Source organism: Alginatibacterium sediminis, assembly GCF_003610775.1.
GTDB lineage: Bacteria > Pseudomonadota > Gammaproteobacteria > Enterobacterales > Celerinatantimonadaceae > Alginatibacterium > Alginatibacterium sediminis.
The window spans coordinates 113003-130711 of sequence record NZ_RAQO01000009.1; the positions used below are offsets into that span (position 1 = coordinate 113003).

12 protein-coding genes are annotated in these 17709 nt (G+C 44.5%); 10 read left to right on the forward strand and 2 right to left on the reverse strand.

Features of this window, described 5'->3' with window-relative positions; all coding sequences use genetic code 11:
- Positions 1-10: 10 nt before the first annotated feature.
- The 4 genes from DBZ36_RS16860 (at position 11) to DBZ36_RS16875 (ending at position 4925) form a co-directional block, all read left to right on the forward strand.
- Complete coding sequence (locus tag DBZ36_RS16860; protein WP_120356141.1) at positions 11-1195, forward strand: XylR family transcriptional regulator; 1185 nt, start codon at positions 11-13, stop codon at positions 1193-1195.
- Positions 1196-1259: 64 nt separating this feature from the next.
- The gene (locus DBZ36_RS16865; protein ID WP_120356142.1) at positions 1260-2153 is read left to right on the forward strand and encodes an aspartoacylase; all 894 of its coding nucleotides are present in this window, start codon (positions 1260-1262) and stop codon (positions 2151-2153) included.
- Between the two features lie 150 nt (positions 2154-2303).
- Positions 2304-3191, forward strand: a complete 888-nt coding sequence (locus DBZ36_RS16870) for a DMT family transporter (RefSeq protein WP_267900185.1) — start codon at positions 2304-2306, stop codon at positions 3189-3191.
- A 78-nt stretch (positions 3192-3269) separates the two neighbouring features.
- Positions 3270-4925, forward strand: a complete 1656-nt coding sequence (locus DBZ36_RS16875) for an AMP-binding protein (protein WP_120356143.1) — start codon at positions 3270-3272, stop codon at positions 4923-4925.
- Here DBZ36_RS16875 and DBZ36_RS16880 read toward each other — a convergent pair.
- Positions 4906-6684 (reverse strand): PglL family O-oligosaccharyltransferase, encoded by a 1779-nt coding sequence (locus tag DBZ36_RS16880; protein ID WP_120356144.1) that lies wholly within the window; start codon positions 6682-6684, stop codon positions 4906-4908. The two genes, DBZ36_RS16875 and DBZ36_RS16880, sit on opposite strands and share 20 nt — an antisense overlap.
- Before the next feature lie 10 nt (positions 6685-6694).
- Positions 6695-9517: an excinuclease ABC subunit UvrA gene (gene uvrA, locus DBZ36_RS16885; RefSeq protein ID WP_120356371.1), complete on the reverse strand. Its 2823-nt coding sequence runs from the start codon at positions 9515-9517 to the stop codon at positions 6695-6697.
- 161 nt (positions 9518-9678) lie between these two features.
- Here uvrA and DBZ36_RS16890 point away from each other — a divergent pair, with 161 nt between their 5' ends.
- From DBZ36_RS16890 to DBZ36_RS16915, 6 genes are all read left to right on the forward strand, one after another.
- Positions 9679-11037: an MFS transporter gene (locus DBZ36_RS16890; protein ID WP_120356145.1), complete on the forward strand. Its 1359-nt coding sequence runs from the start codon at positions 9679-9681 to the stop codon at positions 11035-11037.
- 45 nt (positions 11038-11082) lie between these two features.
- Positions 11083-11778, forward strand: coding sequence for a single-stranded DNA-binding protein (ssb, locus tag DBZ36_RS16895; protein ID WP_120356146.1), 696 nt, complete (start codon positions 11083-11085; stop codon positions 11776-11778).
- A 150-nt stretch (positions 11779-11928) separates the two neighbouring features.
- Entirely contained in the window at positions 11929-13407 is a 1479-nt protein-coding gene (locus tag DBZ36_RS16900; RefSeq protein ID WP_120356147.1) for a tyrosine-type recombinase/integrase, read from the forward strand.
- Entirely contained in the window at positions 13407-14975 is a 1569-nt protein-coding gene (locus DBZ36_RS16905; protein WP_120356148.1) for a site-specific integrase, read from the forward strand. Before DBZ36_RS16900 ends, DBZ36_RS16905 begins: the two co-directional genes overlap by 1 nt.
- The gene (locus DBZ36_RS16910) at positions 14972-17140 is read left to right on the forward strand and encodes a hypothetical protein (RefSeq protein ID WP_199711910.1); all 2169 of its coding nucleotides are present in this window, start codon (positions 14972-14974) and stop codon (positions 17138-17140) included. The genes DBZ36_RS16905 and DBZ36_RS16910 overlap by 4 nt, the downstream gene beginning before the upstream one ends.
- Positions 17137-17577, forward strand: a complete 441-nt coding sequence (locus DBZ36_RS16915) for a hypothetical protein (RefSeq protein ID WP_120356149.1) — start codon at positions 17137-17139, stop codon at positions 17575-17577. Before DBZ36_RS16910 ends, DBZ36_RS16915 begins: the two co-directional genes overlap by 4 nt.
- The last annotated feature ends 132 nt before the right edge of the window (positions 17578-17709 follow it).

Sequence of the window (17709 nt, forward strand, 5' to 3'; positions counted from 1 at the left end):
TGAGGACTCTATGTTCAGTAAACGCTATAAGATCACGCTGCTGTTTAATGCCAATAAAGTATATGACCGCCAAGTCATCCAAGGTATCGGTGATTACCTCCAAGCTTCACAGTGTGACTGGGATGTTTTTTTGGAGGAGGACTTCGTTAGTCGATTAGACAGTTTATCGCGCTGGCATGGCGACGGCATTATTGCTGACTTTGATGATCCCGAGGTCGCTAAAGTATTACAAGATAAAAACGTTCCAGTGGTTGCGGTTGGCAGTTCTTTCCAGAATCCGGCTCAGTATCCTGATCTTCCCTATGTTGCAACTGACAACGAAGCCTTAGTCCAAGCAGCTTTTGAGCATTTGCGACTCAAAGGTCTAGAGCATTTTGCCTTTTACGGCATGCCAGAAAATCCCAATAATCGCTGGGCTATAGAGCGCGAACAATTATTTCAAAAAGTAGTGAATGCCAATGGTTACGAGTGCTCTATTTATCGCGGTTTAGAAACCACCCCCGATAGCTGGCAGTATGCAATTAATCGATTAGCTGATTGGGTTCAGTCGCTGCCTCATCCGGTTGGTGTGCTAGCGGTGTCAGACGCGCGCGCACGTCATATTTTACAAGTTTGCGATCATTTGGGATTAATCGTGCCAGACCGTCTCTCTGTGATCGGCATTGACGACGAAGATTTAACTCGCCATTTGAGTCGAGTATCGTTAAGTTCGGTGGCTCAGGGCTGCCGTAGTATGGGGTTTGAAGCGGCCCGACTGCTGCACAAACAGCTGCAAGGTCAAACGGTTCGCTCGGTGCGAAAACTGATTGGTCCGGATCGCGTTATTGAGCGTCAATCGACCGATTTTAAAGCACTCAGCGACCCCTATGTTATCCAAGCGATGCACTTTATTCGACACAATGCTTGTAAGGGGATCAAGGTCGATCAAGTGCTCGATTTTGTGAAGGTTTCGCGATCCAATTTGGAGAACCGTTTTAAAGATGATATTGGTCATTCGGTACACCAGGAAATCCATCAGGCTAAGCTCAATCAGGCAATGAACTTGCTACGAAATACCGACCTATCAACTAACGATATTGCGGAACTATGCGGCTATCCATCACTGCAATATATGTACGCGGTATTTAAGAAAGACATGGGGATGACACCAAAGGCTTATCGTTTAAGCTTCAACAATGATCCTGAAAGTGCGTAATTATTCTTTTATTGTGTATTTTTATTCTATAGTATGAACTTATGGATTTCTTTTAAGGAAAACAATGAAAGCGATAAACAAAGTTGCAGTGGTGGGTGGAACCCATGGTAACGAATTCACCGGTGTCTATTTGGTTAAGCAATGGCGAGAAAACCCAGAGCTTATTGAGCGTTCGAGCTTAGATGTTACAACGGTCTTAGCAAATTCTCCAGCTCATGATGCTAATCGTCGCTACTTAGATTCGGATTTAAATCGACAGTTTAAACTCGACGATTTAAATAACCATGAGCTTACAAATTATGAGCAATCGCGAGCTAAAGCTTTAAACCAGCAGCTTGGGCCAAAAGAAAATCCTAAAACTGATTTTATTATCGACCTGCATAATACAACGTCGAATATGGGGCCTTGTGTTTTGTTATTGCAACAAGACCCTATTTACAATTTGTTAGCGGGATATTTGAAACTTCATATGCCTGAAGTGGTAATCGTTAGAGACGACGATCACCTGGCTCGTGCCGATCACCAATTGTTGGCTACCACCGCTCGCTATGGCGTGATCATTGAGATTGGTCCACAACCACAATCGGTGCTGCGCCATGATGTTATTGATCAAATGCAGTCGATAACTGGTTTGATCTTGGATTTCTTGCAAGCTTACAACCAGCAAAGCTTGCCGGAACTACCGCAGACTATTGATGCATTTCGGTACATCGACAGTATAAAACTGCCCCTTTCCGAGTCTGGAGAACGTTTAGGTATGGTGCATCGGTCGGTACAAGACCAAGATTTCACGATGCTTAATCCTGGCGACCCTCTATTTCAGATGTTTAGCGGTGAAACCATCTATTATGAGGGCGAGCACGCTGTGTATCCTGCGTTTATCAACGAAGCTGCTTACTACGATAATAATTTAGCCATGTCGATGCATGAAGCGGTGAAAATAAAAGTCTACTCTTAGATTTTGAATTAGATTTATATTTAGTAAAAGGCCATCTTTGATGGCCTTTTTTGTACATATGGTTTGCAGACGCTACAAGCTTATAGAATTTTCTTGGACTTGCAGGCTTGAGCTGCTCTAATCAATTTTTCTTTAATCGAGGTTTGGGCTGTGTCTCAAAAAAAGTCCTATTTGTATGGCCTTGCCGCCGTCTTAATGTGGTCCACAGTTGCCACCGCTTTTAAGCTTTCTCTGGAAATGCTACAACCGATGCAACTGGTACTTTTGGCCAGTGCGACATCTATTCTAGTTTTATTGGTGATTCTAAGTTTCCAAAAACGCCTGTATTTAGTTGCTCAATGTATACAACAGCGACCTTGGTATTACTTGAGTCTTGGTGTCATCAACCCCTTTTTATATTACGCCGTATTGTTTGCAGCCTACGATCTACTGCCGGCTCAACAAGCGCAGTCGCTCAACTATACCTGGGCAATTACCTTATCCTTGTTGGCGGTTCCATTCTTAGGGCACAAGCTACGTGCAGTTGATTTAGTAGCCATGTTGTTTGGGTACTTGGGGGTGGTGGTTATTGCTACTCGTGGTCAAATCATGAGTATGCAATTTGATAGCCTCAGTGGGGTTGGATTAGCACTATTAAGTACCTTGATATGGGCAGGTTATTGGATTTTGAACACGCGTAATCAGGCTGATGCCGTCGCTAGTTTACTCGCCGCATTTTTACTCGGATTTCCGATTATTTTAGTCGCTTGTTATTTCAGTGTGGGTCTGCCTAGTTTTAATCCTAAAGCGTGGCTTGCTGCGAGTTATGTGGGTATTTTCGAAATGGGAATCGCTTTTGTATGCTGGGTTAAAGCCTTAAAACTAAGTAATAACACCGCCAAGATAAGTAATCTAATTTTCATCTCGCCATTTTTATCACTATTTTTCATTAGTCATTTTTTAGATGAGCCCATTGAATCAGCAACCTTTATAGGGCTGGCAATGATAGTTGTTGGTTTACTAATTAGCCAAAAAAAGTCGAAAACCAAGCAATCTTAATATTTTTGAGTTACAGCAATGAAATCTGATTAAGTCTGTGGCAGATTAGCGCGCGAAGCAATAATAGAGAATAAGTAGATGCGCAAGCCTTGGTTAGATCATAACCCGACCGATGTTCCAGCTGAAATAAGCTGTGAGCAATTTAAGAATCTGGGTGACTTTTTCGAACAGCAATGTCAGCGCTTTTCAGAGCGAACCGCATTCGTAAATATGGGTTATGAGCTCAGTTATGCACAACTTGAAGAGCAAAGCCGTCATTTTTCAGCCTATTTGCGGCATGAGCTTAAGCTCGAAAAGGGTACTCGCGTAGGCTTAATGATGCCCAACCTATTGCAATATCCAATTGCATTGTTTGGGGTACTACGCGCTGGTTTAGTCGCGGTTAATATCAACCCTCTTTACACGGCGCGCGAGCTCGAACATCAATTGGTCGACTCTGAAGCTGAAGTGATTGTTGTGGTAGATAACTTCGCCAGCACGCTAGAAGCCGTTGTCAAAAAGACCCAGGTCAAGCACGTTATCATGACTCGTATCGGCGATATGCTGGCATTGCCCAAGCGAACTTTAGTTAACTTTGTGGTTAAGTACGTAAAACGCATGGTGCCGAGCTATCACCTTCCTGATGCAAAATCATTTCGCTACTGTCTTAAGTTAGGTGCTGAACATAACTTTCTAGCCCCTGAAATCAAGCAAAGTGACATGGCATTTTTGCAATATACCGGCGGTACTACGGGGGTTGCAAAAGGAGCAATTCTTAGTCACGCAGCTATTCTCACCAACGTGGTACAGGTATTTGGTCACTTTGCACCACGAACTTTGTACCAAGACGAGAAAGTGGTTACTCCGTTGCCCTTGTATCATATCTTTGCCAATACGGTCAGCTTGATGTTGGTGATGTATTTAGGTGGTAGCAATCTACTGATAACCAATCCTCGCGATATGGACGGCTTTATTGGTGAGCTTAAAAAATACCCCTTCACGCTAATATTTGGCTTAAATACCTTGTTTGTGGGCCTGTTGCGCCACCCGGAGTTTTCCAAACTTGATTTTAGTACCTACCGACTCGCAATCGCAGGCGGTATGTCGACCCAAGAAAGTGTGGCCAAGCAATGGCATGAGGTTACAGGCTCGCCGATAATTGAGGGCTATGGTCTGACCGAATGTGCGCCGGTTGTTGCGGCAGGTATGCATACTGAACAAGCGTTTGTGCCAGGCATTGGGGTGCCGATGCCGAGCACTTTAATAAAAATAGTCGACAGCAATGAACAAGAGTTAGCAACTGGCGAGCTTGGGGAGTTATGGATTAAAGGCCCGCAACTGATGGATGGTTATTGGAAACGAGAGCAAGATAGCGCTGAAGCCATCACCGCTGATGGCTGGTTTCGCTCAGGCGATATGGGCTATATGGATGAAAGAGGCCGTTTTTACGTGGTTGATCGTAGTAAAGACATGTTGTTGGTTTCGGGGTTCAACGTTTATCCAAGCGAAATTGAAGAGATCCTAATGAGCCACCCCGAGGTTAAGGAAGCAGCAGTGATTGGTGTGGACGATGACATTACCGGACAAACTGTTAAAGCGGTGCTGGTATTAAAAGGTCCGCCAGTGAACGAAAAAGAATTGAAACAATTTTGCCGTAAGCAACTCACTGCGTATAAGGTGCCCCGTCTCTATGAATTTAGAGACGAGTTACCAAAGTCAGCAGTGGGTAAAGTTCTTAAGAAGAACTTGCAGTAGAGAGTGTGGGTTTACCTTCGCTAAGCCCAATACCTTGGCTTTGACTGGTATCACTACTTGAGCTGGTCGCGCTGCTCTGGGGCAGCTCGGCTTGTAATAAGCTTGATTTAGGGAACAGTTCGCGACCTTGCTGGCGTATATTATCAGATAGTTGTATTTGACCTAGCTGCTGATAGGCCAAACTTAGGTTGTGATAAAGCTCAGGTCTAGGGAAATTAGCAATTTTCTCTTTTGACCATTCCACATAGGCTTCTAATTCATCATCTAGCCCTAATACTAAGCCTGCCCTTAAACGATACGTCATACTGTTGTATTCGACTTTGGTCAGCATAGGGAAAGGATTGACTATTTGTTCAAGTAAAACCACAGAGGCTTCTGGGTTGCGCTCGTATTTCACAATCAAATCAACGGTCTTAAGCCCGGTTAGCATAAATGCCGAGGTCAAAATGGGGATCAGTATTGCGAAACAACGCAGTGCAAAATCATAGAGCACGTTTTGGCTTTTCAGTGCTTGGGTGTCATGCAGCACCAGAAATACCACAAACAAAAACAGCAACCACAGCACTGCAGCATGATAGAAAGGGTATTCAGTCATGCAGTGGAATAAAATTGGAAAGAGTAAACCAAAATAAAAACTGCCGCGTTTCCAACCGCGACTAAACATCACTTTGGTTAGGTAGAGACTAAAACCAACAATTGCGATTACGGGTAGCAATCCACCTTCAACGCCCCACAAAAATAGCTCATTGTGGGGATGGGCCATATTGGGCTGGAAATCGTTGATAATGCCTTGTTGGTTGTAGAGCAATTGCTGATGATGGTAGTGGCTATCAAAACCGCCATAGCCCCAACCCAACAGTGGTTTTGCGGCGATCATCAATAAACAAGTGAAATAAATAGTTTCGCGAATCGACACCGACTTTGCCACTTCAATGGCTTCACCCGAAATCAAAATCGCCGCTAAGTAGGGTACCAACACCCCGAGTAAACAGGCAACGAGCCAAGTTTGTAGATAAGCTTTTCGAGCGCGTTGATACAGCCAGGGTGCCATCAACACCAGGCTTATAGCGTATGCAATAGTGCTGGTGCGTGAAGCGTTTTGCATGACCATCCAGCCCGCAGCCGCTGAACTGATGGTAATTAAGGCTAGTTGCCAGTTTTTGAGTTTGGAATTGGTGCAGATTAAGTAGGCTGAAATCAGTGGTCCGAATAAAAAGAAGCTTGAAGCGGGATTGGGTTGTTGGAAAATCGCATAAGGCCGGCGATATCCTGTGGTGTTGAACCCCATCCAGTTTCCGATTTCAAAGAAATAACGTTGGCTAAAGCCATAGGCCGCTTCAATAATAACCGCCACTAAGATTAAGTAACAAATAATGTTGATGTGGCGGCGTTCAAACCGGAACTGAAAAAATGCCAACAGCATCAGAACACCCGCACTGAGCGCCAACAGTCGCGGCAATGCTAAGCTTGCAAATTGATTATTAGGGTAGAGCATCGGTATCCATAGACATAAAGTCATGACACTGACTGCAATGAGCGCTGGTGGGAAATAGACTTTTCGATTGAGGGAGATTTGCCAAAGCCCAAGGCCAATTAGGGTGCTAATAAAAACCCAAGCGACTAGATTAATCGGTAGCTCGAGCCCGCTACCGCCCTGATTGTGTTGGAAGTAATGCATACCAGCAAGCAGATAAACTGTCAGTACCAGCAAAAAAGAGCGCCGAAGTTTTGTCGGCGCGTTGGTTAAGGTTGAGTCCATATAAAACTAATTAATCCTTCAGCATAGGGGCAAGAAAACGAGCTGTGTGTGACTTTTCTTCCACAGCAACTTGCTCAGGGGTACCCTGTGCAATGATTTGACCGCCGCCGCGGCCGCCTTCGGGGCCAAGGTCAACGATCCAATCCGCAGTTTTCACCACATCTAAATTATGTTCAATGACCACTACCGTATTTCCGTGGTCCCGAAGTCGATGAATAACCTCGAGTAGTAATTGAATGTCTTGGAAGTGTAAGCCCGTGGTCGGCTCATCTAGAATATACAGGGTTTGCCCTGTGTCACGCTTGCTTAGCTCGCGCGCTAGTTTTACCCGTTGCGCCTCACCGCCACTTAGAGTGGTTGCAGACTGTCCAAGGCGAATGTAAGACAAACCAACGTCGACCAAAGTTTGCAATTTTCGCGCAATAGCAGGTATAGCTTCAAAGAAGGGGTGAGCCTCTTCAATGGTCATATCTAGTACTTGGTGGATGTTCTTACCTTTGTACTGAACCTCTAGGGTTTCACGATTGTAGCGCTTACCTTTACATTGATCGCAAGGTACGTACACGTCGGGTAGGAAATGCATTTCAACCTTAATGACCCCATCACCTTGGCAGGCTTCACAGCGGCCACCTTTAACATTGAACGAAAAGCGACCGGGCTTGTAGCCTCGCGAACGTGACTCATGAGTTGCGGCAAAAAGTTCACGAACCGGGGTAAATATCCCGGTATAAGTAGCTGGATTAGATCGTGGTGTACGACCAATAGGGCTTTGGTCGATATCGACAACTTTATCGAGTTGGTCCATGCCTTTAATCGATTTATACGGAGCAATGTTGTCACCTGCCGCACCATTAAGCTCTTTGTGGGCAATTTTGAATAAGGTGTCATTGATCAGTGTCGATTTACCGCTTCCGGATACGCCGGTAACGCAGGTCATTAAACCGAACGGGATTTTCAAATTGACGTTCTGTAAGTTGTTACCGGTGGCCCCTTTAAGCTCCAACCAACCTTTGTCGGCTTTATTGCGCTTGCTCGGCAAGGCAATTTTACGTTTTCCACTTAGATATTGACCGGTAAGAGAGTCCTTACTTTTTAATATCTGCTTTAGACTGCCTTGGGCAATAATTTCTCCGCCGTGTACGCCAGCACCAGGACCGATATCTACGATGTAGTCAGCAGCGCGAATCGCGTCTTCGTCATGCTCGACCACAATTACGGTATTACCTAAATCTCGCAAATGTCGCAATGTACCCAATAAGCGTTCGTTGTCACGTTGGTGCAAGCCTATGCTAGGCTCATCAAGCACATACATCACGCCAACTAAGCCTGCACCAATCTGCGAGGCCAATCGAATGCGTTGTGCTTCGCCGCCAGACAAAGTATCTGCACTGCGCTCTAAGGATAAATAGTCTAAGCCCACGTTGATCAGAAAATTCAGTCTGTCATTAATTTCTTTAAGGATCTTATCTGCGATTTGAGCTTTTTGACCAACCAGCTCAATACTGGTGAAAAACTCAACTGCTTCACCAATGGTCATCATCGATAACTTGGGTAAGTTGGTTTCATTGACAAAAACATTGCGCGCTTCTTCGCGAAGCCGACTACCGTGACAACTAGGGCATTGCTGATTACTGATGTATTTGGCTAGCTCTTCACGCACCGCATTCGACTCGGTCTCTTTGTAGCGGCGCTTCATATTCGGAACCACACCCTCAAATGGGTGTTTGCGCAAAATCACATCGCCTCGGTCGTTCATGTACTTAAACTCAATTTCAGTCTTACCTGAACCTTGTAAGATTAAGTCCTGATGCTTTTTGCTCAGTTTTGAAAACGGCACGTCGACATCAAAACCATAGTGGCTCGCCATCGCGCTTAGCATTTGGAAATAGTAAAAGTTGCGTTGCTCCCAACCGCGGATCGCGCCGCCAGCCAAAGAGATTTGCGGATGAATAACCACTTTGTTCAAATCGAAAAACTGATCAATACCCAGGCCGTCACAGCTTGGACAGGCCCCTGCTGGGTTATTAAATGAGAAGATCCTCGGCTCAAGTTCTGCCATGCTGTAACTACATACCGGACAAGCGAAATTGGCCGAAAACAACATCAGGTTTTCGCCGCTATCCATGTCGGCAACAATGGCGGTGCCGTCGGCAAGCTCTAAAGCGGTCTCAAAGCTTTCAGCTAAACGCAGGCTTAAATCTTTGCGCACTTTAAAGCGATCCACGACCACTTCAATATTGTGTTTTTTATGCAGCTCTAAATCAGGCGGATCGCTTAAGTCACATACTTCGCCATCAATACGCGCTCGTATATAGCCTTGCGCCGCAAGATTCTCCAACATTTTACTGTGTTCACCTTTGCGATCTTTGACCACTGGCGCCAATAGCATCAGCTTTTGACCTTCGGGCTGTTCCAAAACTCGGTCAACCATTTGATTAACAGTTTGGGCGCTTAATGGCTCGCCATGAGTTGGACAACGGGGCTCGCCGATACGCGCGAATAACAGACGCAGGTAGTCGTAAATCTCAGTAATGGTTCCAACTGTGGATCGCGGGTTGTGCGAGGTCGATTTTTGTTCAATTGAAATCGCCGGTGACAAACCTTCAATAAGGTCGACATCTGGCTTTTCCATTAATGATAAAAACTGGCGAGCGTAAGCAGACAAGGACTCAACATAGCGGCGTTGGCCTTCTGCATATAAGGTATCGAAAGCCAAAGAGGACTTTCCTGAGCCAGATAATCCCGTGACAACAATGAGTTTGTTTCGAGGAAGAGTCAGGGAGATATTTTTCAGGTTGTGGGTACGGGCACCACGGATCTCAATGTTTTGCATGTCCATTACTTACTGAGCCAAGATTAGTGCAGAAGTATTGCATATTTGCTGGCTAAGCAGCAGTGCTTTATGCAAGCAATCGTGGCAATTGAGTATTTACTTATGTGGAATAGGTCGTGCTCTGTGTTAGCATATTTGACCCATTTTGTTAGGTCGAAGATATGAGCGAGAACGGATTCAATCGCAGTGAAAAGAAAGCCGCTATCGGCCTTTCACTAGTATTTGCAATGCGAATGCTGGGTTTATTTATGCTGCTACCGGTGCTGTCTATCTACGGTCAACAAATCCCAGGTTATAGTCCCAGTTTGTTGGGTTTAGCGCTGGGCGCTTATGGTTTAAGCCAAGCCTTATTACAAGTTCCTATGGGCTGGCTTTCGGATCGCTTTGGCCGCAAAGTCATCATCGTTATAGGTCTACTTGTTTTCGCTTTGGGCTCGGTGGTTGCGGCAAATGCGGACAGCATGCATGAGCTTATTTTGGGGCGTTTAATTCAAGGTATGGGCGCAGTTGCAAGTACCATTATGGCCTTAGCGGCCGATTTAAGCCGCGAATCTCAGCGGGCTAAAGTCATGGCCAGTATAGGCATGAGTATTGGTCTATCCTTTAGTATTGCTTTGGTACTCGGACCGTTGTTAGCAAGCTTTTGGGGACTCTCTGGCTTGTTCTATTGTATTGCAGCAGGCGCAGTTATGAGCATCGCGGTGGTGCTGTGGTTTATTCCTAATGCTGAACTACTAGGTGCCAAAGCTGATACTTTATTATCAATTTCTGATGTCGGTGCACTGGTAAAAGACAAGCAATTAGCGCTGCTTAATTTTGGTGTGTTTGTGCTGCACTTTTTAATGACCGCTTTGTTTGTCGGACTGCCCAGTCAGTTACAAACTTACATACCTAGTGTGCAAAGCCATGCTTGGTACTACCTGCCCATTTTGCTGCTGTCATTTTGTGGCATGGTGCCCATGTTAATTCTGGCCGCGCGCAAAAACGCCAATCGACAATTCTTTCAATTTGCGATTGTATTAATGTTGTCGGGGTTCTTACTGTTTAACGTGGCGAGCAGCTTAAGTTTGTTTCTTGTTGCCCTATTATTATTTTTTGTTGGCTTCAACTTTATGGAAGCCAGCATGCCAGCATTACTTTCCAGCTTAGCTCCAGCAGGCAAAAAAGGAACGGCGCTAGGCCTGTATTCTAGTTGTCAGTTTGGCGGCGCTTTTGTTGGGGGAGCCATTTCCGGCTTGCTTATTCAAAGCTCCGGTTGGTCAAGTGTGTTGCTGGTCGGCGTGTTAGCCTTAGTGATTTGGTTGTTTTTCACCCGCGAGTTGCGTGCGGTCAGTGGGGTGACTAATGTCTCCTTAGTGGTTGATGAGCATTTAACTAGCCAACAAATTCAAGCTAAAGTCGCTGAATTAGAAGGCGTTATTGAAGCTGTTGTGCTTCGGCAAGAACAGCGTGTATATCTCAAAGTTGAACGAAAACAATTTAATTTGCAAAAGGCGATGGAAGTGTTGCAGTCGGCTTAGTAAACTAGCCCGATTAAATGAAACAGTTTGTTAGAGGATTAGAGCATGGCTCGCGGTGTAAACAAGGTAATATTGATAGGCAATCTTGGGCAAGACCCAGAAGTACGCTTTTTCCCAAGCGGTGGCGCAATTTGTAATGTAACAGTTGCCACAACCGACTCGTGGAAGGATCGCCAGTCAGGTGAACAAAAAGAAGCAACCGAATGGCACCGTGTTGTTTTTAGTAATCGCCTTGCTGAAGTTGCAGGTGAGTATCTTAAAAAAGGCTCAAAAGTCTATGTTGAAGGCAGCTTACGCACCCGTAAGTGGCAAAACCAACAAGGCCAAGATCAGTACACGACTGAAATCCGTGCCAACGAAATGCAAATGCTAGACGGGCGTGGACAAGGCGCAGGTCAAGCAGCTGGTGGTCAACAAGGTGGCTATCAAGCTAATCAAGGCGGTGGCTATCAACAAGCAGCACCTGCCGCCGGCGGCAGCCCACAAGGCCAGCCAGCGTGGCAACAAAACCAACAAGGTCAACAAAATCAACAGAGCCAAGCACCAGTGCGTCAAAATGCACCTGTTCAAGCTCCTGTTCAAGCGGCTCATCAGCCAGCAGTTGGCGGACATCAGCAGCAAGGCGGCTTCGCACCGGCTCCTCAAGGTGGCGCAGCCCCGCAAGGACAAGCTCCTAACCAAGGCTTTACTCCGCCAAGCGCACCAGAAATGCCTGACTTTGATGACGACATTCCGTTCTGACACCTCCAATAGTAGAAAGCTTGATTTATTATTGAGTCATTCGATTAAAGCCCCGTTTTTACGGGGTTTTTTTGTTTCATGGTAAAAAAAACACTTGATCTACGTTTGCCACCTTTCTACAATAAGTAAAGCTTGAATTGTGGTGGTGGTATGGAACTTCATCGAGAACAACTCATTTTTCAAAACGGAGAGCGTTTCTCTTGTTTATCTGACATTAATGGTGTGCCTGACTTTTGGACAACTCTATTCCTTACAACTCACTATAGAGGGTCGACCCAAGAGACTATGAGGAACATTTCTAATGTCCTTGTTCATTTCCTTCTTTGGGATGAAATGCAGGAACAACCTTTCTTTGAAAAGGTCATTAGAATCGCTGACGCAGATGAAACCGCCCCAGTGAGCCAATTTACCCCACCAGTATTCCTTTCAACACTTGAAGCTAGGTCTTTAGCTTATCATTGCAAAATTCAGACGAAAGTTGCTCGACGTAAGCAGGCACGCAAAAGTGAAAACAATGTGATTTCTATGAGAACGCAATTACCAGCTTCTGTGGTTCCAGATGAGGTGGTAGGAGTAAAGCTGCACCGTCAGCGATTGAAAGTCGTAGCTGAATTTCTCCATTTTATTGTAGATGTAGGGCTTCGCCATTACTCTCATTATGCATATTACTTAGATGCAGCCGGAAAAATTAAGCAACTGATATTTAAGCAGCGACCCAAGCGACAAGGTGCGCGTGCAACACTAAATGATCCAGATAAAAAAGCACCGCCGCCTGAAGTTTTTGAAGAGATCATGAGGATTGCGGAGCCAAGTTGTCCCGATAACCCCTTTACAGATTTAGTTCGTGATAGGAACTATCTAATTGTTAGAGTGCTTTACGACACAGGTATGCGTGTGGGGGAATTACTTCAGTTAAAGGTCTTAGATATAAATTTTGCGGCTCAAACCATTTCAATCGTTCGGCGACATGATGATCCTGAGGACATTTGGCGAGCACTTGAACCAAATGCAAAAACATTGGAACGTGATCTACCAATATCTTTGGAACTGACAGATTTATTGCGTGATTACGTGACAGGAGAAAGGCGGAAGATGGTTTCAGCATTTCCAGCGAGCCAAAGTCATGGTTTTTTGTTCGTTTCTAACAAGAGTACAAAAGGACAGCCGTTGGGTGTAAAGCAGTGCCCCAAACTCTTATTGAAGATTGCTCGTGATGAAGCATTGGTTGCGTTTATCGAACAGCAAGGAATCAAGGTAGACAAGCTTGCAGGTGCTCATGCATATCGTCATAACCGCAACAACCTCATTTCTAGAATTATTGATGCAAATAACCAGTTAGCGCGTGAAGAAGGTCGGGTAGATGAAATCATTTCTGAAAAGAAAGAGAAGCAAGTGCGTATGTATTTAATGGGCCATAGCGATGAGAAATCCGCTGAAGTGTACAACCTACGGCATACAAAAGAGTCAGCTGAAAAAATAAACATGGCGCTGATGGAGGATGAGGCTAACAAAGTACGGAACGAATGCGGTAAAGGTGGATCGGAGCTTGCGCAAGAAGAGCTTAAACGGTTGATCCCAAGTGTATTGGGGATGGCTTATGATTTTTCAGATAATAAAGAGGAAAAATAATGAGCGTTGCTGGCGCATTTAAACTTCCTAAGTATGAGTTACTTCATCGAACGTCAAAGACCGGTTATGAATTCAATGTGCATTCTGAACGTTGGAAAATTGGGCATGACTATACACTCAACTGGGGGCTATTAAACTATCAGAAGGCTGACTCAGAACTCTGTCAAGGCTTGAGGTTAACTTTAGCGAGAATGGCTGAGGAAGTATCAGAATTTCATGTTAAAGGGTGTTTTACTTATATTAGATGTTATTTTCTTGATACTCCGCATTATACAGGTGGTGAAATCACTGAAATTCAGATCTTGAACTTGAAAGGGACCCTTTCTAGAGAAGATGAGTATAAGTTAGGTACTATTCGTGCGTTACTACGCAACTGGATTGATTGGGAGTACCCAGGCGTTCAAAAAGACTTAACGCCATTCTTAGATAGTCTCAAGCTTCATGGGAATGTCAAAGGGAAACCGGTCTTACATAGTTGCCCATATTCAGGCCCTTGGACTGTAACTGAGCAGCAATTACTCATGAACTGGGCTTCTAATGCATTCTTAAATGAACAGATAAACCTACGTGAGTATGCATGGTTCATGACTTGCTATCAGACGGCGCGACGTCCGATTCAACTTCGTCACTTACGTATTATGGATATAAATGTTGAAGTATCTAAAGGAAAGCAAATCTATTCTGTTTCTGTTCCTAGAGCTAAAAAGCGTGGAGAAGCCGCTGGCTTTCGCAAGAGCTTTCGTTCACTCAATATTACCGAAGATTTATTTTTAGTTTTGATTAATTTAGCAGAAAAGGTCCAGAAAAAGGCGAAGGAAAGGCTGCCAAATTTGACGAAATATGACCTGACACAATTGCCGTTGTTTGTCGGTAAAGAAGACTCATTCGATGAGATTTTCAGTGTAGGTGAATTTCGTAAACTTTTAAAAGATGAGCCTGCGAAATTTCATATGAACTTAGCAGACTCGTCAAGTTTGACTCGAGACGTTAGTAGGAAGTGCAATGCAATCTCAGAGCGTACTGGTGAAACTATTCACTTTACGCCCACCCGTTGTCGCCGCACGCGTGCAACCAATTTAGTTCGTCACGGTATTAGTGGGGTTCAGCTTGCTTACCTGTTAGACCACGGAGATACACAGAATATAGGAGTTTATACAGGGTATACCCCAGAATTAGCCCTTAGAATTTTTGCCAAAATGAATGAAGCCATGGGCTTTTTAGCTGCGATGTTTGAAGAGCGTTTAATAGCTAGTGAGTCAGAGGCTATTCGTTCTGGTGATCCAGCTAGCAGACGACATATTAGCGGTATGAAGCATGTTGGAAACTGTGCAGGTAGTGCCTGCGATAGTGGTATCAAAACCTGTGTGTCATGTGCTCGTTTTCAGCCGCTTTTACATGCACCATGGGATGAACTTTTGGTTGATTTAACTGAGGAAGTGGAAGATCGCCGAGAGAGCGGGGCCAGTGATTTAGTTCTTCAATCCTATGATCTAGCGATTGTTCATATTGCGGCGATTATGAAAGCTTGTGATGATAAAATTAAATCTGTAAATGAGGGGGCGGCATGAGTGTTATTCCCTTTAAATCAAGAAAAGAACTCACCTGTGAACAGAATCTCAAAGCTTTTATAGACCGAGCTAAATTCGAGTTAACATTGTATGAAGATCAAGATGGTTTTAACTCAATTAACTGGAAGACAGCTAAGAACCTTGGCATGCAGTTCACAGAATATGAGTCTTCTGCGGGAAAAGGTGATGGTAAACCATTTGAACAGCCTTTTTTAGACTTTTCTCGTGCTTATGTCCGAGAACAGCAGAGCATAAAGGAAATTGCTCCTAGCCATATGATGCGAGCGCTTAAAGCAATATATTGGGGATTGAAGGAGGTTCATGGCACCGCTGACATACTGCTACTCGATGAACCTACAGTTACAAAGGCTAGAGAGTCTGTAGAAGCACGACTGGCACCACAAGCACGTTATGGCACAGGTGGTCATATGAAGAAGCTATTTAAGTGGTTGAAAGATAATAGAATATGTTTGCGCCACACTCCCTGGAAGAAAAGCCCGTGGCCTAGACAAAAAGATCGTGCCGAAGGTACGTCAAAAGATGATAGGGATTGGCAAGAAGAACGCTTACTTGAAAGTCATGACTTGGCCGCTTTAGCTGATGCTTTTACCAAAGCGAAGACGCCATATGAAGTTTATTGGTCGAGCTGTGCAGTTTTACTTATGTTTGCGCCAAGCCGCGCTGGAGAGCTTTACTTTCTGACCACGAACTGTCTATTCGAGACAACCGCGATTGAGGCCTCTCAAAATCCAGATACGGGTAAAGTCGAAAATAAAGAAACCGAGGTTTTGAACCTGCGATGGAAAGCAGCTAAGGGCGGTGGAACAATCCCGAAACCAGTTCACCCTAAATTAGAGCATACAGTGAGAGAGGCTGTAAAACGACTAACTAAGCTTGGTGCGTCAGCGCGAGAGGCAGCGGCTTGGGCAATTGAACATCCTAACAAGTTCTTTCGTCATTCAGAGTGCATTACGAGTTTGAACCACGGAGAAAACGAACCTCTGAGTTATTCAGAACTACGTGCGGCTATGGGGCTGACTCTAAGTAATCGGTTTTCATCTGATACGAAGGATGTGCAGGAAATGGCACTTGCGCTGAATAGCCCCAAATGGTTCTTGAACCTGATAAAAGATAAGACTCAAATCACCTATAGCGATCTTGCTGAATATTCCGTGAAGAAGTACTCCAAGCGGTATCCTACCTGGCCGAATATTGAAGAGGTTGGCGTTCCTGTTAGCAAAGCGCTATGTCTTTTGAGAGAGAATGAATTTCATAAAGATTTCATGGCTAAAGAGTACAGCTGGGTTACTCCGAGCGTAAATGAATTCAACACTGCTTTAGGATCTTCTGATAGCCGAACAGAAGTTAAAGATTCAATATTTGAACAATTGAATATCCGAAATGAAGATGGATCTTCAATCGCAATTTCTACTCACCAAATTCGAACATGGCTATCTACGATGGCTGAGCGCGGAGAAATGGACTCGCTAGATCTGGCTATGTTTGCTGGACGCACACGAATTCAAGACAACAAAGCTTATGATTTGCGGACGCCAGAAGAGAGGGAAGCGACAGCTCGTGCAGTTCTCAATATCCCTAAAGATAGTGTTCTGAGCCTCCCAAAAGACAATGGGCTTAGAGCCATTGAAGCAGTGAAGGTGGGAGTCCCAATTACTTATGAAATGTTAGGGAATAAGAGTCGTGTCGGAGCAGCGCAGCCTTCAGGTTGGGGAGTATGTGAGCATGATTGGACGATGGCTCCATGTACAAAAGCGGGTGATTGCGTATCTTGTAAAGATCATGCCTGTATCAAAGGATTACCGAAAAGCTTAGAACGACTGCGAAATCTAGAAGTAGCTCAGACCAAAGAATTTGAGATATCGGTAGACGCTTGCAGTCGTGGAGAATATGGGGCCGAAGCTTGGCTGAAATTTAATGGTAGACGACTAGCGATTACACGCACTTTGATCAGAATGTATGAAGACGAAAGGATTCCAGAAGGAACTGTAATTAGAATTCCGAAAGAACTAGATCCCACTGAGACACAAATAGCTCTCATCGAAAATGGTTTGAAAGTCGATATTAATGTTCAGGATTCCGTTAGTCAAAGTGTGATTGAACGCACGCAGAGTGAACTATTAGCACTATTTGGGAACGGGGCATGAAAAAGAAAATAATCACAGAAAAAGAGCTTCCGATTGTCGAAGATGTGCTTACAAAATGGTCTGGGAAACTTACGTGGCCTGCATTTGCAGAAGCGCTTGCTAAACGCTTAAATCGCGCATCAATATCTACATTTACGCTTATGGGTGACGCTGGAATTAAGCAAGCTTTCCAGCGCCGTAAGAAGACGTTGAAAGATGCGAAATCTCAAATGACAAGTGAGACTGGGGATGTGACTATTGATGCTCTTCTTAAAGAAAATTCCGAACTCAAGGGGCAAATTGATCACCTAAAAGCAGAGCATTCGGTGAAAGAAAAAATCTGGAAAGAAACATTTATTCGTTGGCAGTATAACCTCTCTCAAATGCCCAATGTAGACATGTCAAAGTTACAACAAGAGATTGATAAACCTTTTCATAAAACAGATAGAGATGCATGAGTGGGTTTTCTTTTAGTCGAAAGACAGCACAGGAGACGAGTAATCGTTTCACTAATTGGTTTTTTGAGCGTAACAGATTCAATTCTTAACTAATTCATATGAGACATCCACTCCTCAAAGATGCTGTTATCT

What these genes read in the sequence shown, in the direction of transcription:
- DBZ36_RS16860 (WP_120356141.1), top strand. Translation starts at nt 11, where the DNA reads ATGTTCAGTAAACGCTATAAGATCACGCTGCTGTTTAATGCCAATAAA.
- DBZ36_RS16865 (WP_120356142.1), top strand. Translation starts at nt 1,260, where the DNA reads ATGAAAGCGATAAACAAAGTTGCAGTGGTGGGTGGAACCCATGGTAAC.
- DBZ36_RS16875 (WP_120356143.1), top strand. Translation starts at nt 3,270, where the DNA reads ATGCGCAAGCCTTGGTTAGATCATAACCCGACCGATGTTCCAGCTGAA.
- DBZ36_RS16880 (WP_120356144.1), bottom strand. Translation starts at nt 6,684, where the DNA reads ATGGACTCAACCTTAACCAACGCGCCGACAAAACTTCGGCGCTCTTTT.
- uvrA (WP_120356371.1), bottom strand. Translation starts at nt 9,517, where the DNA reads ATGCAAAACATTGAGATCCGTGGTGCCCGTACCCACAACCTGAAAAAT.
- DBZ36_RS16890 (WP_120356145.1), top strand. Translation starts at nt 9,679, where the DNA reads ATGAGCGAGAACGGATTCAATCGCAGTGAAAAGAAAGCCGCTATCGGC.
- ssb (WP_120356146.1), top strand. Translation starts at nt 11,083, where the DNA reads ATGGCTCGCGGTGTAAACAAGGTAATATTGATAGGCAATCTTGGGCAA.
- DBZ36_RS16900 (WP_120356147.1), top strand. Translation starts at nt 11,929, where the DNA reads ATGGAACTTCATCGAGAACAACTCATTTTTCAAAACGGAGAGCGTTTC.
- DBZ36_RS16905 (WP_120356148.1), top strand. Translation starts at nt 13,407, where the DNA reads ATGAGCGTTGCTGGCGCATTTAAACTTCCTAAGTATGAGTTACTTCAT.
- DBZ36_RS16910 (WP_199711910.1), top strand. Translation starts at nt 14,972, where the DNA reads ATGAGTGTTATTCCCTTTAAATCAAGAAAAGAACTCACCTGTGAACAG.
- DBZ36_RS16915 (WP_120356149.1), top strand. Translation starts at nt 17,137, where the DNA reads ATGAAAAAGAAAATAATCACAGAAAAAGAGCTTCCGATTGTCGAAGAT.